Origin of the sequence: Pseudomonas sp. Root71, assembly GCF_001429045.1 — a bacterium.
Classification (GTDB): Bacteria; Pseudomonadota; Gammaproteobacteria; order Pseudomonadales; family Pseudomonadaceae; genus Aquipseudomonas; species Aquipseudomonas monachiensis.
In genome coordinates this window covers 24,411-47,263 of the sequence record NZ_LMHY01000030.1, presented here as the reverse complement: position 1 = coordinate 47,263, position 22,853 = coordinate 24,411, and the positions used below count along the sequence as shown (strand labels likewise).

The 22,853-nt window shown below is 60.1% G+C and carries 22 protein-coding genes; 6 read left to right on the top strand and 16 right to left on the bottom strand.

What is annotated here, in order from left to right:
- Positions 1-53: 53 nt before the first annotated feature.
- The 3 genes from ASD95_RS26855 to ASD95_RS26845 are packed head-to-tail and all read right to left on the bottom strand — an operon-like array spanning position 54 to position 1,431.
- Positions 54-227 carry a DUF3094 domain-containing protein gene (locus ASD95_RS26855; RefSeq protein WP_007970531.1) on the bottom strand — a complete coding sequence of 58 codons (174 nt, stop codon included), beginning with the start codon at positions 225-227 and terminating at the stop codon, positions 54-56.
- 53 nt (positions 228-280) lie between these two features.
- A complete protein-coding gene (locus ASD95_RS26850) occupies positions 281-808 on the bottom strand; it encodes an MOSC domain-containing protein (RefSeq protein ID WP_056728668.1) in 528 nt (175 codons plus the stop codon).
- On the bottom strand, positions 805-1,431 hold the full coding sequence (locus ASD95_RS26845) for a DUF1780 domain-containing protein (RefSeq protein ID WP_007970534.1): 627 nt from the start codon (positions 1,429-1,431) through the stop codon (positions 805-807). The genes ASD95_RS26850 and ASD95_RS26845 overlap by 4 nt, the downstream gene beginning before the upstream one ends.
- Before the next feature lie 219 nt (positions 1,432-1,650).
- On the opposite strand from ASD95_RS26845, the gene ASD95_RS26840 reads away from it, so the two are divergent.
- Genes ASD95_RS26840 through ASD95_RS26830 form a run of 3 tightly spaced genes read left to right on the top strand, consistent with a single transcriptional unit; the run spans position 1,651 to position 5,503 of the window.
- On the top strand, positions 1,651-2,994 hold the full coding sequence (locus ASD95_RS26840) for an aromatic acid/H+ symport family MFS transporter (RefSeq protein ID WP_056728666.1): 1,344 nt from the start codon (positions 1,651-1,653) through the stop codon (positions 2,992-2,994).
- 3 nt (positions 2,995-2,997) lie between these two features.
- Positions 2,998-4,218, top strand: a complete 1,221-nt coding sequence (locus ASD95_RS26835; RefSeq protein WP_056728664.1) for a benzoate/H(+) symporter BenE family transporter — start codon at positions 2,998-3,000, stop codon at positions 4,216-4,218.
- 16 nt (positions 4,219-4,234) lie between these two features.
- Positions 4,235-5,503 (top strand): OprD family porin, encoded by a 1,269-nt coding sequence (locus ASD95_RS26830; RefSeq protein WP_056728662.1) that lies wholly within the window; start codon positions 4,235-4,237, stop codon positions 5,501-5,503.
- A gap of 9 nt (positions 5,504-5,512) precedes the next feature.
- Here the strand turns inward: ASD95_RS26830 and ASD95_RS26825 are convergent, their stop codons facing one another.
- Positions 5,513-5,755: a DUF2790 domain-containing protein gene (locus ASD95_RS26825; protein ID WP_056728659.1), complete on the bottom strand. Its 243-nt coding sequence runs from the start codon at positions 5,753-5,755 to the stop codon at positions 5,513-5,515.
- Positions 5,756-6,059: 304 nt separating this feature from the next.
- Here ASD95_RS26825 and ASD95_RS26820 point away from each other — a divergent pair, with 304 nt between their 5' ends.
- Positions 6,060-6,749, top strand: a complete 690-nt coding sequence (locus ASD95_RS26820) for an energy-coupling factor ABC transporter permease (protein WP_056728657.1) — start codon at positions 6,060-6,062, stop codon at positions 6,747-6,749.
- Positions 6,750-6,784: 35 nt separating this feature from the next.
- On the opposite strand, the gene yacG is transcribed toward ASD95_RS26820, so the two are convergent.
- The 4 genes from yacG to ASD95_RS26800 are packed head-to-tail and all read right to left on the bottom strand — an operon-like array spanning position 6,785 to position 9,693.
- Entirely contained in the window at positions 6,785-6,985 is a 201-nt protein-coding gene (yacG, locus tag ASD95_RS26815; protein ID WP_007970539.1) for a DNA gyrase inhibitor YacG, read from the bottom strand.
- Positions 6,982-7,605: a dephospho-CoA kinase gene (gene coaE, locus ASD95_RS26810; protein ID WP_046041800.1), complete on the bottom strand. Its 624-nt coding sequence runs from the start codon at positions 7,603-7,605 to the stop codon at positions 6,982-6,984. Before coaE ends, yacG begins: the two co-directional genes overlap by 4 nt.
- A complete protein-coding gene (locus ASD95_RS26805) occupies positions 7,602-8,474 on the bottom strand; it encodes a prepilin peptidase (protein WP_056728655.1) in 873 nt (290 codons plus the stop codon). Before ASD95_RS26805 ends, coaE begins: the two co-directional genes overlap by 4 nt.
- A gap of 1 nt (position 8,475) precedes the next feature.
- Positions 8,476-9,693 (bottom strand): type II secretion system F family protein, encoded by a 1,218-nt coding sequence (locus ASD95_RS26800; protein ID WP_056728653.1) that lies wholly within the window; start codon positions 9,691-9,693, stop codon positions 8,476-8,478.
- 226 nt (positions 9,694-9,919) lie between these two features.
- Here ASD95_RS26800 and ASD95_RS26795 point away from each other — a divergent pair, with 226 nt between their 5' ends.
- Together ASD95_RS26795 and ASD95_RS26790 are read left to right on the top strand one after the other, a co-directional pair.
- On the top strand, positions 9,920-10,342 hold the full coding sequence (locus ASD95_RS26795; RefSeq protein WP_056728651.1) for a pilin: 423 nt from the start codon (positions 9,920-9,922) through the stop codon (positions 10,340-10,342).
- 300 nt (positions 10,343-10,642) lie between these two features.
- On the top strand, positions 10,643-10,999 hold the full coding sequence (locus ASD95_RS26790) for a BON domain-containing protein (RefSeq protein ID WP_056728649.1): 357 nt from the start codon (positions 10,643-10,645) through the stop codon (positions 10,997-10,999).
- Positions 11,000-11,270: 271 nt separating this feature from the next.
- On the opposite strand, the gene ASD95_RS26785 is transcribed toward ASD95_RS26790, so the two are convergent.
- The 8 genes from ASD95_RS26785 to panB form a co-directional block, all read right to left on the bottom strand.
- Positions 11,271-14,261, bottom strand: a complete 2,991-nt coding sequence (locus ASD95_RS26785; RefSeq protein ID WP_056728647.1) for a DUF748 domain-containing protein — start codon at positions 14,259-14,261, stop codon at positions 11,271-11,273.
- Between the two features lie 60 nt (positions 14,262-14,321).
- On the bottom strand, positions 14,322-15,338 hold the full coding sequence (locus ASD95_RS26780) for a class I SAM-dependent rRNA methyltransferase (protein ID WP_056728646.1): 1,017 nt from the start codon (positions 15,336-15,338) through the stop codon (positions 14,322-14,324).
- 93 nt (positions 15,339-15,431) lie between these two features.
- Positions 15,432-16,301 carry an oxygenase MpaB family protein gene (locus tag ASD95_RS26775; RefSeq protein ID WP_056728644.1) on the bottom strand — a complete coding sequence of 290 codons (870 nt, stop codon included), beginning with the start codon at positions 16,299-16,301 and terminating at the stop codon, positions 15,432-15,434.
- A 51-nt stretch (positions 16,302-16,352) separates the two neighbouring features.
- On the bottom strand, positions 16,353-18,290 hold the full coding sequence (gene acs, locus ASD95_RS26770; RefSeq protein ID WP_056728642.1) for an acetate--CoA ligase: 1,938 nt from the start codon (positions 18,288-18,290) through the stop codon (positions 16,353-16,355).
- Between the two features lie 237 nt (positions 18,291-18,527).
- Positions 18,528-20,192 (bottom strand): glucose-6-phosphate isomerase, encoded by a 1,665-nt coding sequence (gene pgi, locus ASD95_RS26765; RefSeq protein ID WP_056728640.1) that lies wholly within the window; start codon positions 20,190-20,192, stop codon positions 18,528-18,530.
- Between the two features lie 224 nt (positions 20,193-20,416).
- Positions 20,417-20,797 (bottom strand): aspartate 1-decarboxylase, encoded by a 381-nt coding sequence (gene panD / locus ASD95_RS26760; RefSeq protein WP_003228271.1) that lies wholly within the window; start codon positions 20,795-20,797, stop codon positions 20,417-20,419.
- 194 nt (positions 20,798-20,991) lie between these two features.
- Positions 20,992-21,852, bottom strand: coding sequence for a pantoate--beta-alanine ligase (gene panC, locus ASD95_RS26755; RefSeq protein WP_056728637.1), 861 nt, complete (start codon positions 21,850-21,852; stop codon positions 20,992-20,994).
- Positions 21,849-22,649, bottom strand: a complete 801-nt coding sequence (panB, locus tag ASD95_RS26750; RefSeq protein WP_056728635.1) for a 3-methyl-2-oxobutanoate hydroxymethyltransferase — start codon at positions 22,647-22,649, stop codon at positions 21,849-21,851. Before panB ends, panC begins: the two co-directional genes overlap by 4 nt.
- Between the last annotated feature and the right edge of the window lie 204 nt (positions 22,650-22,853).

The window sequence follows — 22,853 nt, the reverse complement described above, 5'->3', positions numbered from 1 at the left end:
ACTCGCAAGGCTAAAGGAAATCGGTGTCAGTACCTTCGCGAGCGCAAGGCAGCTCATAGCGTCAGGTAACTGATAAGTCGGCTCAACAGGCCCAGACCAATGGTCACTGCCAATACCAGTACAAGGAGCATCCACGGCCGGAAGGGCCGGCGCTCGACTTGGTGCTGGGACAACTGCAGGTACTCTTCGACATGCTTTTGGTCGTCGGGGTTCAGGCGGCTGGTCATATCGGGCCTCGTCAGGGGTAGACGTTGCTGAATGTGTAGAAGCTACAGTGTTTTTACCCAGGGTTGAACGCAGCATAGCCGCTGTCTGGAATGGGTTCGACGCTTACGGTGTCGTCCAGGCGAATGATGCCACTTTGTAACACCCGGGCAGTGATTCCGCCATGTCCGCGCACGGCCTGAAAGGTGCCGATGCCCAGGTTGCTTTCCAGGCGCGCGCAGGGCTGGCACCAGCCGGTGGTTTCGAACGTTGCCTGGCCGATCCGGAAGCGGCGGCCCTTGAGGCTGAACAGATTGATGCCACTGATAACGAGGTTGCGCCGCAGATCTTCAGGCCGGACCGGATGATCGAGTGCGCGCCCCATCAGTGAACTGATGACCGCCAGGTGCTCCCACTGAATCAGCGTTACCTGCCGTGCATTGCGCACGCCCGGGCGGGCGTGGTCGCCGGTCAGGCCGGCTTCCAGGCGCGCTTCCACGGCATCGAGTTCAAGCATCGCCGAACGTGATTGCGGGCGCACGCCGATCCAGCGTACCCGACCTTGTTGCGGCACCTCGGCGATCAGCTCCTGCAGCGGGCTCACAGGCTGATCCCGACGTCGAACACAATGCTGCGCCCCAGGTTGCTGCGCAAGAAGTCCGGAGCATCCGGGTGAGCGAACAGCACGCGGGCAAAAGTCGGCCCAACCAATGATAGCGAACGCCAGCCCTGGCGCAGGTATTCGGTTGGTGGCGGGAAATGGCTGTTGAGGTCCAGCACTTCGCGTTTGAGGCTGGCGAAGGCAATGATGTCCAACTCACCCAGATCCATGCCGCGCTCTTTGTAGTTGTGCGCTTTTTTGCGCAAGGTCGGCGCCAATCGCAGCAAGAACTCGTTGGCGGGGATGCGTCGTGGCTTGGCCTCGCGGCGCACCAGTTGGCTCAGGGAGAACGCGCTGCGTCGGCGTTGCAGCTCGTCGCGCCATTCATCGTTGAGGCGCCGGCCCTCGTCGAGCACGAAGAACACCTCGAAACTGGCATCGCGAAACAACACATCCGGCGGCTCCCCGGCGGGGGCGAACTCATCGGCGCGATAGGGAATGTTCAAGCCTTGCAGCAGGCGCTGGCAGACCCAACGCTCACGCTCCCATTTGCGGGCATTGGACAGAAACGCGTTGGCTTGCTCGGCCGCGATGGTCAGCAGGCGTAAATAATCTGAGTCATCCATAGGCCCAAGCTTAGCGTTCAAATGTGATCGCAAAGAAGACAATTTGTCGAAGAGGCTCATAGCCTTCCGTTCCCATGCCCGTTCCAGGGCCCTGCACAAAACGGATAGTGGTCTGCGCTCACTGGCTATTGCCACGTATCGGACGGCTCTACCCTCGGCTGTACGGACGTAAGCCGTGTTACCGCCGCTCTAAAAAAACAACAACAAGAGATAAATGCCATGCGCAAGATCGACGTACATGAGGTTATCGACAACGCTCGCTTCAACCGCTTTCACTGGATGGTGCTGTTCTGGTGTGCCCTGATCATCATCTTCGACGGTTACGATCTGGTGATCTACGGCGTGGTCTTGCCGATGCTGATGAAAGAGTGGGGGCTCAGTCCTCTGCAAGCCGGTGCACTGGGCAGTTATGCACTGTTCGGCATGATGTTCGGCGCGCTGTTCTTCGGTCCGCTGTCGGACAGGATCGGCCGCAAGAAAGCCATCACCATCTGCGTGATGCTCTTCAGCGGCTTCACCGTGCTCAATGGTTTCGCCCGTAACCCCACCGAGTTCGGCCTGTGTCGCTTCATTGCCGGGCTCGGCATTGGCGGCGTGATGCCTAACGTCGTGGCGCTGATGAACGAGTACGCGCCGAAAAAAATCCGCAGCACGCTGGTTGCGATCATGTTCAGCGGTTACTCGGTGGGCGGCATGCTGTCCGCCGGGCTGGGCATTGTGCTGATCCCGCGTTTCGGCTGGCAGTCGGTGTTTTACGTGGCGGTCCTGCCGCTGCTGTTGTTGCCGCTGATCATGTACTTCCTGCCCGAATCGGTGGGCTTCATGTTGCGTCAGGGGCGCAATGAAGACGCACGCAACATTCTGCAGCGCATCGACCCGGCCTACGTCGCACAAACCTCTGACCAATTGCACATGGCCGAAGTGAAAGGCACGGGCACCCCGGTGTTGCAGCTGTTCCGTGACGGCCGTGCGCTGCGCACGCTGATGCTGTGGCTGGCGTTTTTCTGCTGCCTGTTGATGGTGTATGCGCTGAGTTCCTGGCTGCCGAAACTGATGGCCAACGCCGGTTACAGCCTGGGTTCGAGCCTGTCGTTCCTGCTGGTGTTGAACTTCGGGGCGATCTTCGGCGCGGTCGGGGGCGGGGTGCTGGGGGACAAGCTCAATCTGCCGCGGGTGCTGTCGGTGTTTTTCGCCATGGCGGCGGTGTCGATCACCCTGTTGGGCTTCAACAGCCCGATGCCGGTGTTGTACCTGCTGATCGCCATTGCCGGTGCCACTACCATTGGCTCGCAGATTCTCTTGTACGCCTGCGCCGCGCAGTTCTATTCCATGACGATTCGTTCGACCGGCCTGGGCTGGGCCTCGGGCATCGGGCGCAACGGGGCCATCGTCGGTCCGCTGCTGGGTGGCGCCTTGCTCGGGATCAGCCTGCCCCTGCAGCTGAACTTCATGGCGTTTGCCTTGCCCGGTGCGGTGGCGGCCCTGGCCATGACCGTGTTCGCCATCAGCAGCCGACGTAGCGCTGCTGGCGTCAACCCAGCGTTGTCAGCGACCGGTGCCTGAATCATGAAAGCGTTTTTCCAGGACTTCTCGTTGTCAGCCGCCGTGGCTGGATTCATTGCCACGGTGATTTCCTACGCTGGCCCGTTGGTGATCATCTTTCAGGCGGCAGAAGCGGCACATCTTTCGCGGGAAGTGTTGTCATCCTGGATCTGGGCGATCTCCATCGGCAGCGCCGTGCTCGGCATCGGTTTGAGCCTGCGCTACCGCGTTCCGGTGATCATCGCCTGGTCGGCGCCGGGTTCGGCGTTGCTGGTGACACTGTTGCCGGACATTTCCATGGCAGAGGCGGTGGGGGCTTATCTGGTCAGCAGCCTGATCATTTTCGTGGTCGGCATCTCGGGGGCTTTCGACCGGATCATCAGCAAGCTGCCCGCCGCCATCGCGGCGGCGATGCTGGCGGGGATCCTGTTCAGTTTCGGCACCGGGCTGTTCGTGTCGATGCAACACAAGCCGCTGCTGGTCCTGGCGATGTTTGCCACGTACCTGATCTGCAAGCGTGTGATGCCGCGTTATGCAGTGATGATGGTGCTGCTGGTGGGCTGTTCGATTGCCGCGTTCACCGGTGATTTGCATCGTGAAGCGCTGGTGATCGGCCTGGCCACGCCGGTGTGGATCACGCCTGAATTCAGCCTGGGCGCGATCCTGAACATCGCCTTGCCGCTGGTGATGGTGGCGCTGACCGGTCAGTTCGTGCCCGGCATGGCGGTGTTGCGCGCCAGTGGATATCCGACGCCGGCGAGCCCGATCATCACCAGCAGCGCGCTGGGCACGGCACTGCTGGCGCCGTTCGGTTGCCATGGACTGAATCTGGCGGCGATCACCGCGGCGATCTGCACCGGTCGCGAAGCCCACGAGGATCCTCGCAAGCGCTATGTGGCCGGGGTCGGCGGCGGCCTGTGCTACCTGCTGTTGGGGATCTTCGGCGCCACGCTGGTCTCGCTGTTTTCAGCGTTCCCCAAAGAGTTGATCGCGGCGCTGGCCGGGCTGGCCCTGTTCGCAGCCATTGCCGGCGCGTTAACGGGTGCGATGGCGGTACCGAGCGATCGTGAAGCCGCGCTGGTGACATTCCTGGTCACGGCTTCGGGCATGTCGTTGTTCGGTTTGTCCGCAGCGTTCTGGGGGCTGATTTTCGGCATGGTCACCCATGTGCTGTTGAGCGCCCGTCGTCCCTTTCCCCGTCGCAAATCCACTGCAACTGAAGTCCTTCAACCAGTCGATCAATAACAATAAGAGAAAAACGATGAAACAGATTCTCCCAACAACTGGTTCGGCGTTGTCCCTGGCTGTCGTCTCGAGTTTATCCACAGGTGCGATGGCCGCTGAAAAAGGCTTTATCGAAGACACCACCGCGACGTTGCAGGCGCGCAATTATTACTTCAGTCGCGACTATTCCGACATCGTCGGCGCCAACCAGCAATCGAAGGCTGAAGAGTGGGCACAGGGTTTCATCCTCAATGTGAAGTCCGGATACACCCAGGGCACCGTCGGGTTTGGGGTGGACGTCATTGGCTTGCTCGGCCTCAAGCTCGACAGTGCCCCGGACCGGACCAATACCGGTTTGCTGCCGGTGCAGGGCGACGGCCGCGCGGCGGACAACTACAGCCGACTGGAAGGCGCGTTGAAGATGCGCTACTCCAAAACCGAACTGAAAGTCGGTGAGCTGCAACCCAATCTGCCGGTGTTGGTATTCAGTGATATTCGTCTGCTGCCACCCAGTTATCAGGGCGCAAGCATCACCTCCAACGAGATCAATGGCCTGACGCTGCAGGGTGGTCACTTGAGTTCAACCAGCCTGCGCAACGAGGCTGGCGACGAAAAGATGCAAGCAATGCTGGGGCACGTGCCGCAGCGCCAGGTCAGCAGTGACGGTTTCAATTTTGCCGGCGCTGATTATGTCTTCAACGACAAGCGCAGCTCGATCAGCGCCTGGTACGGGCAACTGGAAGATATCTACAACCAGCGTTTTCTGGGTTTAAAGCACAGTGAGCCGGTGGGCGACTGGATCCTCGGCGCCAACCTCGGTTACTACGATTCGCGCGAGGACGGCAACAAACTGCTGGGTAACATCGACAACCAGGCGTTCTTCTCGTTGCTGTCGGCCAAGCGTGGCGGCCATACGTTTTACGTCGGCTATCAGGGCATGTTCGGTGACAGTGCGTTCCCACGGGTGTTTGCCAACATCTCGCCGTTGGGCAACGAAGTGCCGACCTATGAGTTCGCCTTCACCGATGAACGTTCCTGGCAGGTGCGCTACGGCTACGACTTCGCGGCGCTCGGCGTACCGGGGCTGACCAGCACCGTGCGCTACATCAGCGGCAATAACGTCGATACCGGCAAGGGCTATGAAGGCAAGGATCGCGAGCGTGACCTGGATATCGGCTATGTGTTGCAGAGCGGCAGCCTCAAAGGCCTTGGCATCCGTGTGCGCAACGCGATGGCACGTTCCAACTACCGCAGTGATATCGACGAGAACCGCTTGATCCTCAGCTACACATGGACCTTGCTGTGAGCCTGGCGATCACAGGTTGCTGGTGCAATCACCCATGACGTTGTAGGTCACGCGATGGGCCTGTCCTTGATGATCAATGTATTCCATGGTCGCCGGTACAACCCCGCACGCAGTCGCCGTGTCGGACACCGAAACCACCTTGGCGATGTCCAGTGGCTGCGCCGGGTTGTACAGGACCGCGAGGGGCTCGTTGTCGGCGGCCATGGCCGAGGTGGCGATGACGGTCAGCAACAGGCTGATCAACGTTTTCATATTGGCATGCTCCGTGTCGGATTCGATGTCTGAATTTTAGTCTTTGCCACCGACGGATAAAGGGGCGAACCGGGGATGCAGCCTTACATAAAACGTAACAGTCATCGCGCTATCCTTCGCGACGTTTTTTCGATGGTAAGGTCCGCACCCGGGTGGACTTTCTCAAGTCAGAGCTACCGAAGCTGTTCGCCGAACATGACGCGGTGATGAGCGATCCGCGGCATTGGGCTTGAAGTCGAAGGGCGGGCGAGTGGCGGTGTAGACTGAAAGTCTGTTGTTCTTCGCTTGGGAGGCGCGCGTAGCCATGATCGGTGCAGAGTTGCTGTCATCGCAAACCCTTGCGGTCGGCTGGCTGATCTATGTGCCGGTGTTGATCTGGGCGATCTGTCGCGCGCCATGGGTTGAGCTGTTCACCGACAGCCGTCGTCAGCATCTGCTGCTCGGAACGGTGTTTGCGCTGTTTCTGTTGTGGCTGGTGCGGCGCGACTTTGATACCGGCGTGTCTTACCACTTCATCGGCATGACAGCGGTGACGCTGCTGCTGGACTGGCCGTTGGCGCTGGTTGGCGGGTTGGTTGCACAAACGGGGTTGGTGTTGCTCGGTCGACAGGACCTGGCGGCGGTCGGGGTCAATGGCGCGCTGTTGATTGCGCTGCCGGTGCTGGTCACCGAGTGCTGCGCCATTCTGGTGGAGCGGGCGCAGCCACGAAATCCCTTCGTGTATATCTTCGTTTCCGGATTTTTTGCGGCGGCGCTGTCGGCGTTGCTGTGCCTGCTGCTGGCGCTTTGGTTGCTGTGGTTCGACGAGCGTTTCGAGATGCCGTACTGGCTTGAGGATTTTGTCGGTTACCTGTGGCTGATCATTTTCCCCGAAGCGTTTATCAACGGCATGATCGTCAGTGCGCTGGTGGTGTTCTGCCCGGAGTGGCTGGAAACGTTCAACCGCACCCGTTACCTCTCGGCTCCCTGGAAGGACGACGATCCCAAGTCCTGATCCGCATCAAGACCTGGAATCGCCCATTCGATGGATCAGTGACGCGGGTCGAAGTCACCGCTGAACATCTCGTCCTCGGCATCGGGAGCCACCGGAATCTTGTGCTCTTCGGACGCCCAGGCACCCAGGTCGATCAGTTTGCAGCGGTCGGAGCAGAATGGCCGGAACTTGCTTTCGGCGGTCCATTCCACGGGGGCGCCACAGGTTGGGCATTCGACGGTTGTTGGTTGGCTCATGACTGGCCTCCACGCAAAGATAGATAAAAGTGATGCAGGCGTTCGACCTCGCTGTGCAGCCAGGCAAGGTCGCGGTCATTGACCACGACGTCGTCTGCATGGCTCACGCGATCCTGGCGGCTGGACTGGGCCTTGAGGATCGCCTGGACTTGCTGCTCGCTGGTCTGGTCACGTTGCAGGGTGCGTTCGATCTGCAATTGTTCGGGGGCATCGATCACCAGCACCCGTTGGGTCATGGCGTATTGTCCGGACTCGATCAGCAGCGGCGAAACCAGAATCGCATAAGGCGATTTTGCCAGCGCCAGGTGGTGAGCGATTTCCTCGCCGATCAGCGGATGCAGGAGGGCCTCCAGCCAGCGGCGCTCTTCAGGCACTTCGAAGATCAATTTGCGTAGCGCCGCGCGGTCCAGTTGCCCGTCGGCCTGCAACACGCCGGGGCCGAAGTGTTCGGCGATTTGTGCCAGTGCCGGGCGGCCGGGTTCCACTACCCAGCGAGCGGCATGATCGGCGTCGACCACATGCACGCCCAGGTCGATGAAGTGTTGGGCGGCCGCGCTTTTGCCGCTGCCGATGCCGCCGGTCAGGCCGAGAATCCAGGGTTTTTCCACAGGGCTATTCATTTCAAACCGACAAACTGCCAATAGAGGTCGGTTATTTGACCACCCCAGAGCAACGCAATCCAGCCGGCAATGGCCAGATAGGGGCCGAAAGGGATCGGCGTCGAGGTTTTTGCGTTGCGCCAGCGCAGCAGTATCAGCCCGATAATGGCACCCACCAGCGAGGACAGCAGGATGGTCAGGGGCAAAATCTGCCAGCCACCCCAGGCGCCCAGCATCGCCAGCAGCTTGAAATCGCCGTAGCCCATGCCGTCCTTGCCTGTGACCAGCTTGAACAGCCAGAACACCGACCACAGCAGGCCGTAGCCGGCAATCGCCCCCCAAAGCGCCTCGTGCAACGACACGAACAGGCCGAAGCTGTTGACGATCAACCCCAGCCATATCAACGGCAGCACCAGTACGTCCGGCAATATCTGATGTTCGGCGTCGATCAGGCTCATCGCCAGCAACCCCCAGCTCAGGATCAGCACCAGGGCGGCTGGCCAACCGAAGCCAAAGTGCCAGGCCACAAACGCCGACAACAGACCGCAGGCCAGTTCGGTCAACGGATAGCGCGGGCTGATCGCTGCCGCACAGGCTGAGCAGCGGCCGCGTAAAAACAAATAACTGAGCAGCGGGATGTTTTCCCAGGCGCGGATGCGGTGACCGCAGTGCGGGCACTGGGAGTGGGGCAGCAACAGGTTGTAAGTCGGCAGTGGCGTTTCGCCAGGCAGGCCGAGAATGTCATGGGCCTGCTCGCGCCAGTCGCGTTCGAGCATTTTCGGCAGGCGCCAAATCACGACATTGAGAAAACTGCCGACCAGCAGACCGGTGATGCCTGCGAGAACGACAAAGGCCAGCGCAGAGTGAATCAGGATTTCATTCAAGGGCATGTCAGATCGCTGAGCCAAGTTGGAAGATCGGCAGGTACATGGCAACTACCAGTCCACCGACGATAACACCCAGCACCACCATGATGAACGGCTCCATCAGACTGGTGAGGTTATCGACCATGTTATCGACGTTGTCTTCGTAGAACCCCGCGACTTTGTCGAGCATAGCGTCCAGGGTGCCGGACTCTTCGCCGATTGCAGTCATTTGTATCGCCATGTTCGGAAAGACGCCGCAGGTGCGCATGGCGAAGTGCAATTGCATGCCGGTCGAGATGTCCTGCCGGATGCGCAATACCGCGTGCTTGAACACGACATTGCCGGTCGCACCGGCCACTGATTCCAGGGCCTCCACCAGCGGCACGCCGGCAGCGAAAGTGGTCGACAGTGTACGGGCGAACCGGGCCACGGCGGACTTGTGCATCAGGGTGCCCACCAGCGGCAGTTTCAGCAGCCAGGTGTCCATCCGGTCACGGAAGGCCGGGGATGTCCTGAGGGCGTGGCGCACGCCGAAGGCCGTTGTGACCAGCGCGCCAAGGACCACCCACCACCAGGCCTGCATGAATTGCGACAGGCCAATGACCATCACGGTGAAGGCCGGCAGTTCGGCGCCAAAGCCTTTGAACACGGATTCGAACTGCGGCACGACATTGACCAGCAGAATCCCGGTGACAATCGCCGCGACGAACACCACCACCAGCGGGTAGGTCATGGCTTTTCTGATCCTGGCCTTGAGGCTTTCGCTTTTTTCCTTGTAGGTTGCGACCCGCTCCAAAAGGGTATCGAGGGCACCGGCCTGCTCGCCGGCATCCACCAGGTTGCAATACAGCTCATCGAAATACCGGGGCTTCTTGCGCAGGGCGGCGGCGAAACTGCTGCCTGCCGCAACTTCCTGTTTCAGTTCGTCCACCAGCTTGCGCATGGCCGGATTGTCGAAGCCTTCGCCGATGATGTCGAACGACTGCAACAACGGCACGCCGGCCTTCATCATCGTCGCCATTTGCCGGGTGAACAGGGCAATGTCCTGGGCCTTGATGCGCTTGCCCATGTCGAAAACCGAAGGGTTTTTCTTGCGCACCTTGCCGGGACTGATGCCTTGCTTGCGCAGTTTCGCCTTGATCAGCGCCGGGTTTTGAGCGCTGAGTTCGCCGGTCACTTTTGTGCCTTTGCGGTCGATGCCTTCCCATGCATACACGCTGATTTTCGCTGCCTTGACCGCCATGTTCAGTCCTGGGTATTCCGATTGAACTGCTCTTATAGCCTAGTCAAGGGACGGGGCCAAACCCACTCGGTGAGGTGACAAAAAACGTCAGATAGTGCTGATCCTGGTAGTAGGTAAGGGCTTTGCGGGCCACCAAGCCCCTGCCAACAGGGGCTTCTGGCCTTGGCACAGGCTGTGCTGCCATGGGGCAGGTCATGAGCCTTCGACTCATGCATGGAGCTTGTACATGAACAATCAGAAAGGTTTTACCCTGATCGAGTTGCTCGTCGTGGTGGCGATCATCGGGATCCTGGCAACACTGGGCCTGCCGATGTATTCCAAGTACCAGGCCCGGGCCAAGGTCACGGCGGCACTGGCCGAGCTGACTGCAATGAAGGTGCCGTTCGAGGATGTGATCAACCAGGGGGAAACCCCGACAATTGCCAACGTGGCACCCGCTGGCAAGGCATCGACCAACCACTGCGCCCTGTCTGTGACGGCTACAACGCAGGCGGGAGCGGGATCAATCGTTTGTACGTTGCGCAATGCCCCGGGGGTGGTCCAGGACAAAACCGTTACCCTGACACGGGACGAAACCAAAGGTTGGTCATGCAAGAGCAGCGTTTCCGAGGACTACTTGCCTAAAGGTTGTTCCGGGTCTGCGGCATGAAGTGCTGAATCAAGTCCCCGCTTTTGCGGGGTTTTTCCTGTTTGTCGACCTGTCGTTAAATGCTGCAGATAAAGCTCAGAAATTTCAGCATCTTAGGAACTTTCCATAAACCCGCAACTTGCATGCAGAGTTTGTGCTTCTCGTGCATTTTGCATGATTTCGAAATTTGGCTGATTTTATAACTTGTTGATTTATAAAGCTTTGTTCTTTGTTTCAAAGTTGGCATAGCGTTCGCAATATCCCAGGTAACCCTGCCGGCAAGACACCCGGCAGACTTTCCGAAAAACAGGAGTTACTCGTATGAAGAAGTTCGCTATCACTGCCGCTGCTGCTACCGCGCTGACCCTGACCATGGCCAACGCCGCGTTTGCTCAAACCACCCAGGCAACCCAGTCGCCAATGGTGCTGGCTGCCGGTGAAATGACCGAAGCGAAAGAAGCTACTTCCGATACCTGGATCACCACCAAAGTCAAAGCTGACCTGATGACCGAAAAAGGCATTCCAGGTAGCGATATCAAGGTTGAAACCAACAAAGGCGTGGTATCGCTGTCGTCGACCACCGCCGTGACCGATTCGCAAAAAGAAATGGCTGTGGCCATCACCAAGAAAATCAAAGGCGTCAAGGCGGTCTCCGCTGACGGCCTCAAAGCCGAGTAAGGCAAGACTTCTCGCCTGGACCGGGAGAAGGCGCGACAGACGGGCAGAGTCATACGCCTGTTGCAACCTGAGAGTTCATGCGAAAGGCCATAAGGATGTGGCCGTCACAGGCCCCGTGCATTTTTGCCGGGGCCTGTTCTATGTGTGGCGCTGAAAATCAATTGTGGGAGCGAGCTTGCTCCGGGCGGCGTTCCGACGATGGCAGACTTTCAGGCGACATCGATGTCGACTGTTTGGTCGCCATCGCGAGCAGACTCCAGCCGCCGATTCATCACTCGGCATCCAGATGCATCGGCGTCACCACGCGGCCGTCGCTTTGCGCTTCGCCCAGATTGGCGTCGATGAAGTACACCCGGTCATCTTCCAACTGGGCCTTGTCGACCAGGTAATCCTTGATGCTGCTGGCGCGTTCCTGGCCCAGTTGACGCAACAGCACGTCGCTGGAGCTCCAGAACTTGATCACCTCGGCACGCATTTTCGCGGTGCGCTCTTCCTTGCCCAGATCCTTCCATTCGGCGGGGGGCTGGGTTTTCAGGCGGGTGCGGTAGATACCTTCGAGCAGCGGGCCTTTTTCCCCGTCCGGCACTTCCAGCAACGAAGCCTGGGCCGGGACCTTGTCACCGCGGCGCTGGAGCATTTTGTAGTAGTTGTACTGGTATTCACGTTCCAGGCGTTGTTCGGCGATCAGCGGGCCATCGCTGCTCTGGGCGGCGGTGCCTTCGATTTCCAGGCGCAGGGCCGGACGCTCCTTGAGCGCCTTGGACAGTTTGTCCAGGGCGCCTTCGGCGTCCTTGCCCAATTCGCTGGAACCCGCTGCAAATGAAACGCTGCCCAGGTCTTCCGAGCCACCACCGTTGACCAGCCCGCCAATCAGTTTGAACGGCGCTGCCGCGGCCTTGACGACCAGGTTGCGCAAGGTCTGCCAGATAATCGGCATGACACTGAACTGAGGGTTGTTCAGGTCGCCGGTGACCGGCAGTTCGATGGAGATCTTGCCATCGACGTCCTTGAGCAAGGCAACGGCCAGTTTCAGCGGCAGGCTCACGGCATCCGGGCTGTCGACTTTTTCACCCAGTTCCAGTTGTTCGACCACCACTTTGTTTTCAGCTTTGAGCTGACCCTTGGTGATCTGGTAGTGCAGGTCGAGATTGAGCCGGCCCTTGCGGATACGGTAGCCGGCGAACTTGCCGGAGTAGGGCGTCAGCGTGGTCAGCTCCACGCGTTTGAAGCTGGTGGCGATGTCGAGGCTGGCCATCGGGTCAAACGGATTGACCGAGCCCTTGATGGTCACCGGCGCGTAGCGATCGACCTTGCCCTTGACGTCGACACTGGCCGGTTTCGGCTGGCGGCTGTCGATGGTGCCGATCTGCCCGTTGAGTTGCTGGATGGCGGTGGCGAAGTTCGGGGTCAGGCTGAAGTCGGCGAAGTTGGCCGAACCGTCATTGATGAAAATGCCGCCGATGTGGATGCCCAAGGGTTTTTCTTTGCTGGCCGGTTTGCTGGCCGCCGGTTTTGCCGCGGAGTCCGCCGGTTGCGGAATCAGCAGGTCATCGATATTGGTGGTGCGATCATCGTTGATCATGAAGCGCGCATAGGGCTGGAACAGGTTGATCTTGTCGATCGACAGGCTGTCCCCATGCTGATAGTTCAGGCCTTCGACCACGACCTGTTGCCACTTGAGGAAGTCGCGGGTTTTCAGGGTGTCCAGGGTATGGAGCTGATCGACCTGGGCGCGGCCGGTGACGTTGAACGCCAGGGGCTCGGTGCTTTTCAGGTCGACCGCCAGATCACTGCCGAGCATGCCGCTGCGCAGTTCCAGGCGAATGAACGGCGTGATGTAGGACTGGGCAACCCGCAGGTCGATGTCCTTGGTCTGGACCTTCAGTCTGGCGCTGACCGGGGCCAGGTTGACCTCGCCGTCGGCCGTGATCCTGCCTTGCTTGCCCACGCCGGTATCGAGCTTGAGGGTAAAGGGTGAACCGTTGAGGCTGTCGAAGTTTTGCAGGTCAAGGTTCAGCGGAGCCAGTTCCAGGGCGACGGCGGGTTGTGCCTTGCGGTCCGCCAGATGCACCTGGTAGTCGCGCAGTTGCACATCCTTGAGCAGCACCTGCCAGGGTTTGTCTGGGGCGGCCGGTTCAGGTTTCGGTGAGTCTGCCGCCGCCGGAGTGCTGGTCGGTTCGGCATCTGCCTTGGCTTTGGCGGTGGGTTTTGACGGTTGGCTGGCGAACAGTTTCTGCCAGTCGAGTTGGCCGTCCGATTCCAGCGCGGCCCAGGTTTCCAGTTTGTGGCTGCGGATCTTGCCGACCACCACTTGCTGTTTGGCCAGGTCCACGGTGGTTTCGCTGACGTCCAGGCGCTCAAGCTTTACCAGCGGTCGGCCATCCGGCGCCTTGATCGCGAAGGGGGCGATGCTGACCGCTACATTGCTTAGCAGCAGCTCGGTTTCCTTGGTCAGGTTGAGTTTGTAGTCGGTGCTGATGCTCATGACGCCGTTTTCGAGATCCAGTGGCACGGCATCGCGCACATAGGGCCAAAAGGCTTTCATCTTGCCATCAGTGATTTTCAGCTTACCTTCGGAGGCGATCGGGATCAGGCTGAAGTTGCCGGTCCAGTCGATCTGTCCGCCATTGGGGCCGACGGCCACCAGGGTCATGTCGGCGCTGTCATCGGGCAGGGTGCTGAGGTTCTTCAGCTCGAAATCGAGTGTGTCGTAGAGAAACTCGATGGGTTCGCTGGGCCGGGCATCTTCAAAGTGTACGGCGCCGCCCGCCAGTTTGATCCGCTCGATGCGCAGCGGAAACGGCTTGGCATCAGGGTCGGCCGGCGTGGGTTCGCTCTCTGGTAGCTTGAACAGCCCGAGCAGGTTGAGTTTGCCGTCCTTGCTGAACAGGATTTCGGTCTTGGGCTTGGTCAGCTCGACATCAGACAGGTGCACCGCCTTGGTCCACAGGCTGTCGAATTGCAGATTGGCGTACAGGCGCTCGAAACCGACCTGCTCCTTGCCGGGTTCGCCGATGTTCAAGCCCCAAAGGGTCAGTTCAAGGCTGAACGGATTGAATTCGATCCGCTGGATGGTCGCGGGTGTAGTGGCGTAGCTGGCCAGTTGCTGGTTGGCAACGCGCAACGCGACACCCGGTAAAATCAGAAAACCCAGCAAGCTGTAGAGGGCCAGAGCAGTCAACAAGGCGCCAATGGCGCGAATCAATCCTTTGTACATGTGCGGCTTCATCTGTCTGAATCGGAGAGCCTTGGAGTATGGCATGCGTTTCCGGTTCCGAAGTGATCGGCCTGTTCAGGAAATTTCAGATTTCTCCGAGGACGGTCAGAGCTGAAGAATCAGGGTTTTCAGCGGTGGCTGTTGATCCAACGACGGAAAATCGGCGCCTGGCTTCATCATGGTCCATTCACGCACCGGCCGTCCGGCCTTTTCCGCGCAACGCAAAACCTGTTCGCGCCAGTCGTCCATGCTGACTTTTGCCAGGTTGTTGCAGCAGATCAGCACGCCGTTGTCGGCGGTGGTCAACAAGGCGGGTTTGAGCAGGCTTTGGTAGTCGCGCAGCAGGTCGACGGTGCCGAACGCGCTCTTGGCCCAGGCTGGAGGGTCCAGCAGCACCAGATCGTACTGGCGCTGTTCCAGGCGCTGATAGCTCGGCAGCTTTTGCCCGCGGCGCTGGCTGATCGGCAGCCCGGCCAGTTGGCGAATGGCCGGGAAGTAGTCGGACTGGATAAATTCCATGGTCGGCAACTGCGGGTTGAGTTGGCCGTTCTCCCGACCGACCGCCAGGTTGCCTTCGGCGAAGTCCAGGTTGCACACCTCGCGCGCGCCACCGGCGGCAGCACTGAGGCCGACACCACAGGTGTAGGCGAACAGGTTCAGCACGCTTTTGTTCTTGCTGTGATCCTTGACCCAGCCGCGGGTGTTGCGCAGGTCGAGGAACAGCAGCGGGTCCTGTCCGGCATGGCGCCCTCGCACCCGATACTTCAGGCCCCACTCGTGGCCGACCAAGTCTTGCAGGGCGGCTTCGTCGGCGCGGTAGACGATGTCTTCGCGATCGATGCGCGAGTTACCACGGGAGCGGTCGTTGTAGACCAGCAGGGTTTCAAAACCCAGGTATTGATTGATCGCTTCGTGCAGTTGCAGCAGCGTCTCGCGCTCCAACGCCTGGTGGAAACTTTGCACCAGCAATTGTGGGCCGTAGCGGTCGATGGTCAGGCCACCGGCGCCTTCCTGGCTGCCGTGGAACAGGCGATAGCAATCGGTACCTTGCTGGTGCAGTTCGGCGAGCAGGTCCTGGCGTTGATCGAGGGCGGCGCGCAGCGCCTGATTCAAGGAAGACATGCTGGGCGCCTTGCAGGAGGGAATTGGGCGCGGGAGTTTAACAGTTTTGGCGCGGGACCGACTTGCTCGCGAAGCTTTTGATCTTTGTTCTTTCTAAGTAATCCCCATCCGCCGTTTAGCCCGCTGCACTGACCCGTTACGCACCGCCCAGCGCAGCATCGGCGCACTGCGATTGACACTGGCGCGGATCAGCTTGCGTTGCAGCGGGTTCTGGCTGACGCCGAGCATGTCGCTGGCCCAGTCCGGCAGCAGGTCGATCCCGGCCTGCATCATCAGGCCGCCGAAGGGCTTGGCCAGACGGCTGGGGGCGGGGGCGTTCAATAGCAGGCGCAGCACTTCGCGACTGCGTTCATCGCACAACAATTGCGGGCGAACGCGCTCAAGGTAATCGGAAATTTCCTGCCGTGAACGGGGCACATCACGCGCCCCAAGACGTTCGGCAACCAAGGCAATCTCGGCGTAATAACGATCCTGATCCGCGAGGGACAAATGTGGATTGCGATAGCGCAAATGCGCGGCGAGGAAGTTGCTCACTTCCGCGACGTGCACCCAGGTCAGCAGATCAGGATCGCTGGCTGCGTAAGAGCGCCCATCCGGTGCCGTGCCGGTCACTTGCAGGTGAATGGTGCGGACTTTTTCGATCAGCCAGTCGGCATCCTGTCGAGAACCGAAGGTGGTGCCGGAGATGAACTGCCCGGTGCGGCGCAGCCGGCCGAGCATGTCTTCACGAAAGTTCGAATGGTCCCAGACCCCGGCCAATGCCAGCGGGTGCAGGGCCTGCAGCATCAGGGCGCTGATGCCACCGATCAGCATGCTGCTGAAATCGCCATGGACTTGCCAGCTCACCGAGTCCGGCCCGAACAGCCCGGGGTCGCCCTTGGGGTTTTCCAGGTCGAGTTTGCCCAAAGACAAACCGGTCAGGCTCATGATCTGGGTTTCGATGCGGGTGCGGATGAATTCCATGGCCACTCAGTGATGAAGGAGGAGGGCGCGGCCACTGGCCGCGCCTGTAGGTTACTGGTTCAAGCGCTTGTCGATCAGCCCTTGCACCACGCTCGGGTCTGCCAGGGTCGAAGTATCACCCAGACTGTCCAGTTCATTGCAGGCGATCTTGCGCAGGATGCGCCGCATGATCTTGCCTGAGCGGGTTTTCGGCAAGGCCGGGGCCCACTGGATCAAGTCCGGTTTGGCGAAACTGCCGATTTCCTTGCTGACCAGGGCCAGCAATTGCTTCTTCAGTTCATCGTTGGTTTCGACGCCGTTCATGGGCGTGACGAAGACATAGATGCCCTGGCCCTTGATGTCGTGGGGATATCCGACCGCAGCGGCTTCGGCGATGCTCTCGTGCAGCACCAGGGCGCTTTCCACTTCGGCGGTGCCGATACGGTGGCCGGACACGTTGATCACATCGTCGATGCGCCCGGTGATCCAGTAGTCGCCATCTTCATCGCGCCGTGCGCCGTCACCGGTGAAGTAGTAGCCGGGGTAGGGTTTGAAGTAGGTGTCGACCATGCGTTGCGGGTCGCGATAGACACTGCGGATCTGCGCCGGCCAGCTGGATTTTATGGCCAGTACGCCGCTGCCGGCGCCCTTGATTTCCTTGCCTTGCTCGTCGAGCAGCACCGGTTGCACGCCGAACATCGGTTGTGTCGCACAACCGGGCTTGATCCGCTGGGCACTGACCAGCGGGCTGAGCATGATGCCGCCGGTTTCGGTCTGCCACCAGGTATCGACGATCGGGCAACGCTCTTGGCCGACCTCATGGAAATACCATTCCCAGGCTTCCGGGTTGATCGGCTCGCCGACCGTGCCGAGTAGCCTGACGCTGGCGCGGGATGTTTGCTTCAACGGTTCCGGGCCTTCGCGCATCAGTGCGCGCAGGGCCGTCGGGGCGGTGTAGAAAATGTTCACCTTGTGCTTGTCGATCACCTGCCAGAAGCGCGAGGTGCTCGGGTAGTTCGGCACGCCTTCGAAGATCAGCGTGGTCGCGCCGTTGGCCAGCGGGCCGTAGACGATGTAACTGTGGCCAGTGACCCAGCCGACGTCGGCGGTGCACCAGAAGACTTCGCCGTCGCGGTAGTCCAGCACGTACTTGAAGGTCATCGCTGCTTGCAGCAGGTAACCGCCGGTGGTGTGCAGCACGCCTTTGGGTTTGCCGGTGCTGCCGGAGGTGTAGAGGATGAACAGCGGGTCTTCGGCGTCCATCGGCTCGGGCGGGCAATCGGCGCTGGCTTCGCTCAGTGCCTGCTGGTACTTGATGTCTCGTCCTTCGACCCGGTTCGCCGACCCCTTGCTGCGCTCGACCACCAGCACGGTGCTCACGTCCGGGCAGCTTTGCAGCGCCTTGTCGACGTTCTGCTTGAGTGGCACGACCTTGCCGCCGCGCACACCTTCATCGGCAGTGATCACGGTGCGGCAGTCGGCGTCGAGAATGCGGTCGCGCAACGAGTCCGGGGAGAAACCGCCGAACACCACCGAGTGCACCGCGCCGATGCGGGTACAGGCCAGCATGGCGTAGGCCGCCTCGGGAATCATCGGCATATAGATGCACACACGGTCGCCTTTTTTCACGCCACGGCTTTTCAGCACGTTGGCCAGGCGACAGACGTTTTCATGCAGTTTTTTGTAGGTGATCGATGTCGAGTCGGCAGGGTCGTCGCCTTCCCAGATGATGGCGACCTGATCGCCGCGCTTCTCCAGGTGCCGGTCGATGCAGTTATAGCTGACGTTCAACTGCGCGCCGGCAAACCAGGTGGCTTCACCGGTTTTCAGGTTGTAGCGCTGGACGGTTTCCCAGGGGGCGCTCCAGTCGAGAAAACGCGTGGCCTGTTCGGCCCAGAAGGTGCTGGGGTGTTCGATGGATTGGCGGTACAGGCGCTGATAGTCGTCTTGACTCAATTGCGCGGCCCGGCGGACGGCATCGGCTTTGGGGAACGTGCTGATATCGAACATGACGGTTCCTTATTCTTGTTTTGCGACAAAGATAAAGATGCGCCGAGAGGTCAAAGGGTTCAAGAGGGGAGCTGTGCGACCCTCGTAGGAGCTGCCGAAGGCTGCGATCTTTTGACGTTGCTTTGAAGATCAAAAGATCGCAGCCTTCGGCAGCTCCTACAGTGATAGTGCACGCCACCGTTTTTGCAGTAAACCCGGTGCCGTTTGAAGGGGCGGGCTAACCGCCCCTTCAGCCGATCACCCGCGGTGACGACCACGGAAGTAATTGATCAGCCCTTGGGTCGAGGCGTCCTCGGCCGGGGTTTCTTCGCTGCCGACCAGGCGGTTGTAGACGCCTTTGCCCAGCTCTTTGCCCAGCTCAACACCCCACTGGTCGAAAGCATTGATGCCCCAGATCACGCTTTGCACGAAGACTTTGTGCTCGTACATCGCCACCAGAGCGCCGAGGCGACGCGGGCTGATGCGCTCGACCACCAGGGTGTTGCTCGGACGGTTGCCCGGGATCACCTTGTGTGGCGCGAGTTTTTGCACTTCGGCGTCACTCATGCCTTTGTCGCGCAGTTCGGTTTCGGCCTCGCCAAGGGTCTTGCCGAGCATCAGCGCCTGGCTCTGCGACAGGCAGTTGGCGTACAGCCACTGGTGGTGGTCGGACACCGGGTTGAAGCTGACGATCGGCACGATGAAGTCAGCCGGGATCAGTTGGGTGCCCTGGTGCAGCAACTGGTGGTAGGCGTGCTGACCGTTGCAGCCGACACCGCCCCAGATCACCGGCCCGGTGTCGGTGGACACGGGCTTGCCGTCCTGGCGCACGCTCTTGCCGTTGGATTCCATGTCCAGCTGTTGCAGGTGCTTGGTGATGTTGCGCAGGTAGTGATCGTACGGCAGGATCGCGTGGCTTTGCGCGCCCCAGAAGTTGCCGTACCACACGCCGAGCAAGGCCAGCAGCACCGGCATGTTCTGTTCGAACGGCGCGGTCTGGAAGTGCTGGTCCATGGTGTAGGCACCGGACAGCAACTCCTTGAAGTTCGACATGCCGATGGCCAGGGCAATCGGCAAACCGATGGCCGACCACAGCGAGTAGCGCCCGCCGACCCAGTCCCACATCGGGAAAATGTTTTCTTCGCGGATGCCGAACGCCACGGCGGCGGCGTTGTTGCTCGAAACCGCGATGAAGTGGCGATACAGCTCGGCTTCCGAACCACCCTGGGCCAGGTACCAGGCACGGGCGGCCTGGGCGTTCTTCAGGGTTTCAAGGGTGTTGAAGGATTTCGACGAGACGATGAACAGCGTGGTCTCGGCGCGCAGCTTCATGGCCAGTTCGTGGAATTCGCTGCCGTCGATGTTCGCCAGGTAATGGCAACGCACGCCTTTCTGGGCGTAGGACAGCAAGGCTTCGGACACCAGCTCCGGGCCGAGGAAGGAGCCGCCGATGCCGATGTTCACCACGTCGGTGATCGGCTTTTCGGTGTAGCCGCGCCACAGACCGTCGTGGATACGGCCGACGAGGTCGGTGATCTGGTTCAGCACCTTGTGCACTTCGGGCATCACGTTGACGCCATTGACCGACAGCTTGTCGCCGACCGGGCGGCGCAGGGCCGTGTGCAGGGCCGGACGACCTTCGGAAGAGTTGACGATTTCGCCATCGAACAGCGACTTGATCGCGCCCTTGAGGTCGACTTCGTTGGCCAGGCCCACCAGCAGATTGCGGGTCTCGGCGTTGATCAGGTTTTTCGAATAGTCGAGAAACAGGCCGCAGCTGCTGAGGGTGAATTGAGTAAAACGCTGCGGATCGGCATTGAAAGCTTCGCGCATGCTGAAATCCTGCATGGCTTGGCGGTGGTCATTCAGCGCTTGCCAGGCAGGCAGAGCGGTAACGTCGTGAGGAGTGCGGTAATACGCCATCGCTGCGGGTTTCCTTATTACTTGAACGGCCTTTTGAACACTAAAAATCCCGGAGCGCTGTGGGTGGGCGTTCCGGTCAACTGCGTCGACACGATTTCATGGCGCAGGGCGACTACAGTAAACCCCGCGCAATGATCTGTCTTGACTTTGTCTGACCTGTTTCCGGTACTTTTTTAACATCGAAGTTAGGAATGGTCCGACAAACGGAAGAGACAGGGATCGGATCAGGCGACCTGGACCGGAATGGCGTTGCTGGTGTGGCTCAGTTCATTACCCGGTGCCATGTAGAGCATGCGCGGCTTGAAGTTGAGCAGTTCGGCTTCGCTGTAATGAGCGTAAGCGCAGATGATCACGCGATCGCCAACCTTGGCCTTGTGCGCGGCGGCGCCGTTGACCGAAATCATGCGCGAACCTTCTTCGCCACGGATGGCATAGGTGGTGAAGCGCTCGCCGTTGTCGACGTTGTAGATCTGGATCTGCTCGTACTCACGAATGCCGGACAGGTCCAGCCATTCACCATCGATGGCGCAGGAGCCTTCGTAATCGAGTACAGCGTGGGTGACTTCGGCGCGATGCAGCTTGGCTTTGAGCATGATGGCGTGCATGAGTATTTCCCAGGTCGGAATCGAACGGCGGGCAGTTTGCCCGAAGGCTTGAGAGGCAGCAATAAGGTGTGGAAACTGCCGCAAATCGAATGTGGGAGCGGGCTTGCTCGCGAAGGCGTTGCGTCAGTCGACGTATGTGTCAGCTGACAGACCGTATTCGCGAGCAAGCCCGCTCCCACAGGGTATTGCAGTGTTTAGATTGGCGCGTCGAGATTCAGGTGCAGGTTGTCGATCAACCGCGTCGTACCGAGGAACGCCGCCACCAGAATCACCAGGTCACGATCCTGCGCCGTCGCAGGGCGCAAGGTCAGGGCATGGCGGATTTCCAGATAGTCGGGACGCAGGCCGGCGGCTTCGAGCTGTTTGATCTGGGTGCCGATCAGCGCCGGGTAGTCGCGTTCGCCCTGCCTGATCGCTTCGCCGATCGCATTCAGCGTGCGATAAACCACTGGTGCCACAGCGCGTTGCTCTTCGCTGAGGAAACCATTGCGCGACGACAGCGCCAGGCCATCGGTAGCGCGCACAGTGGGCTCGCCGATGATCTGGATCGGCATGTTCAGGTCATGAACCAGCGCGCGAATCACCGCCAGTTGCTGGAAGTCTTTCTCGCCGAAAATCGCCAGGTCCGGCTGGACCATGTTGAACAGCTTGCTGACCACCGTCGCCACGCCTTCGAAATGCCCCGGACGGCTGGCACCGCACAGGCCTTCGGACAATTGCGGGACGCTGACGCGGGTCTGGCCGGCCATGCCGTCGGGGTACATCTCTTCAACGGTGGGGGCAAACAGCAGATGGCAACCGGCCTGGAGCAGTTTTTCCTGGTCGGCGGCGAGGGTGCGCGGGTACTTGTCGAGGTCTTCGCCAGCACCGAATTGCAGCGGGTTGACGAAAACGCTCGCAACCACGAAGTCCGCCCGTTGGGAGGCTTTGGTCACCAGCGCCACGTGGCCGCTGTGCAGGTTGCCCATGGTTGGCACAAAGGCGATGCGCTTGCCTTCGCCACGGGCACGGGCCACGGCGGCCCGCAGTTCGCGTACGGTTTTTACGGTGTTCATGCAGAGAATCCGTGTTCGATTCCAGGGAATGTTGCCGCTTTGACTTCAGTCACGTAGGCAATCAATGCAGCTTCAATGCTGGTCTGGCCAGTCATGAAGTTTTTCACGAATTTCGGCATGCGGCCGGTAATGGACAGGCCCAGCATGTCGTGCAGAACCAGCACCTGGCCATCGGTGCGATTGCCAGCGCCAATACCAATCACCGGAATCTTCACCGCCTGGGTGATTTCTTCCGCCAGTTCGCTCGGGACGCACTCGAGCAGCAGCATTGCCGCGCCAGCCTGTTCCAGGGCGATCGCGTCGGCACGCATTTGCCGCGCCTGGTTTTCATTGCGACCCTGGACCTTGTAGCCGCCAAGGATGTTCACCGATTGCGGCGTCAGGCCCATGTGCGCACAGACAGGGATGCCGCGCTCGGCCAGCAGGCGGATCGAATCGGCCAGCCACAACGCTCCTTCGACCTTGACCATGTGCGCGCCGGCCTGCATCAACAGAGCGCTGTTGGTCATGGCTTGCTCGGTGGTGGCGTAGGCCATGAAAGGCAGGTCGGCGAGGATCAGGGCATCGCTGTTACCGCGTTTGACGGCGGCCACGTGATAAGCCATTTCGGAGGTAGTGACAGGCAAGGTGCTGTCGTGGCCCTGCAAAACCATGCCGAGGGAGTCGCCCACCAGCAGCACTTCGACGCCGGCCTGGTTGCAGGCGTGGGCGAAGGTTGCGTCGTAGCAGGTCAGCATGGTGATTTTTTCACCTTTTTGCTTCAGACCTTGCAGGGTGGTCAGGGTGATGGCTGGCATGAAAAGTTCCTCATTCAGGCGCTGTGGAAACTACTGCGAGTAACGCGCGTGATTCTTCGTTGAATACAGGCGCACGCTCTTTCGTCGTGCTTTTAAGGCCTGGATTGCGCCCTTGAACGCCGTGTAGGCGGCAGCGGGACGCCTATAGTCGTGAGGAGAACGAGGGAAGTCAATTGCGTGTGTTACCGCATTGTTACGGGTGGG

Bases quoted from the DNA above. Each gene is read 5' to 3' on its own strand.
- ASD95_RS26855 (WP_007970531.1), bottom strand. From the start codon at position 227: ATGACCAGCCGCCTGAACCCCGACGACCAAAAGCATGTCGAAGAGTAC.
- ASD95_RS26845 (WP_007970534.1), bottom strand. From the start codon at position 1,431: ATGGATGACTCAGATTATTTACGCCTGCTGACCATCGCGGCCGAGCAA.
- ASD95_RS26840 (WP_056728666.1), top strand. From the start codon at position 1,651: ATGCGCAAGATCGACGTACATGAGGTTATCGACAACGCTCGCTTCAAC.
- ASD95_RS26835 (WP_056728664.1), top strand. From the start codon at position 2,998: ATGAAAGCGTTTTTCCAGGACTTCTCGTTGTCAGCCGCCGTGGCTGGA.
- ASD95_RS26830 (WP_056728662.1), top strand. From the start codon at position 4,235: ATGAAACAGATTCTCCCAACAACTGGTTCGGCGTTGTCCCTGGCTGTC.
- ASD95_RS26825 (WP_056728659.1), bottom strand. From the start codon at position 5,755: ATGAAAACGTTGATCAGCCTGTTGCTGACCGTCATCGCCACCTCGGCC.
- ASD95_RS26820 (WP_056728657.1), top strand. From the start codon at position 6,060: ATGATCGGTGCAGAGTTGCTGTCATCGCAAACCCTTGCGGTCGGCTGG.
- yacG (WP_007970539.1), bottom strand. From the start codon at position 6,985: ATGAGCCAACCAACAACCGTCGAATGCCCAACCTGTGGCGCCCCCGTG.
- coaE (WP_046041800.1), bottom strand. From the start codon at position 7,605: ATGAATAGCCCTGTGGAAAAACCCTGGATTCTCGGCCTGACCGGCGGC.
- ASD95_RS26805 (WP_056728655.1), bottom strand. From the start codon at position 8,474: ATGCCCTTGAATGAAATCCTGATTCACTCTGCGCTGGCCTTTGTCGTT.
- ASD95_RS26800 (WP_056728653.1), bottom strand. From the start codon at position 9,693: ATGGCGGTCAAGGCAGCGAAAATCAGCGTGTATGCATGGGAAGGCATC.
- ASD95_RS26795 (WP_056728651.1), top strand. From the start codon at position 9,920: ATGAACAATCAGAAAGGTTTTACCCTGATCGAGTTGCTCGTCGTGGTG.
- ASD95_RS26790 (WP_056728649.1), top strand. From the start codon at position 10,643: ATGAAGAAGTTCGCTATCACTGCCGCTGCTGCTACCGCGCTGACCCTG.
- ASD95_RS26785 (WP_056728647.1), bottom strand. From the start codon at position 14,261: ATGCCATACTCCAAGGCTCTCCGATTCAGACAGATGAAGCCGCACATG.
- ASD95_RS26780 (WP_056728646.1), bottom strand. From the start codon at position 15,338: ATGTCTTCCTTGAATCAGGCGCTGCGCGCCGCCCTCGATCAACGCCAG.
- ASD95_RS26775 (WP_056728644.1), bottom strand. From the start codon at position 16,301: ATGGAATTCATCCGCACCCGCATCGAAACCCAGATCATGAGCCTGACC.
- acs (WP_056728642.1), bottom strand. From the start codon at position 18,290: ATGTTCGATATCAGCACGTTCCCCAAAGCCGATGCCGTCCGCCGGGCC.
- pgi (WP_056728640.1), bottom strand. From the start codon at position 20,192: ATGGCGTATTACCGCACTCCTCACGACGTTACCGCTCTGCCTGCCTGG.
- panD (WP_003228271.1), bottom strand. From the start codon at position 20,797: ATGCACGCCATCATGCTCAAAGCCAAGCTGCATCGCGCCGAAGTCACC.
- panC (WP_056728637.1), bottom strand. From the start codon at position 21,852: ATGAACACCGTAAAAACCGTACGCGAACTGCGGGCCGCCGTGGCCCGT.
- panB (WP_056728635.1), bottom strand. From the start codon at position 22,649: ATGCCAGCCATCACCCTGACCACCCTGCAAGGTCTGAAGCAAAAAGGT.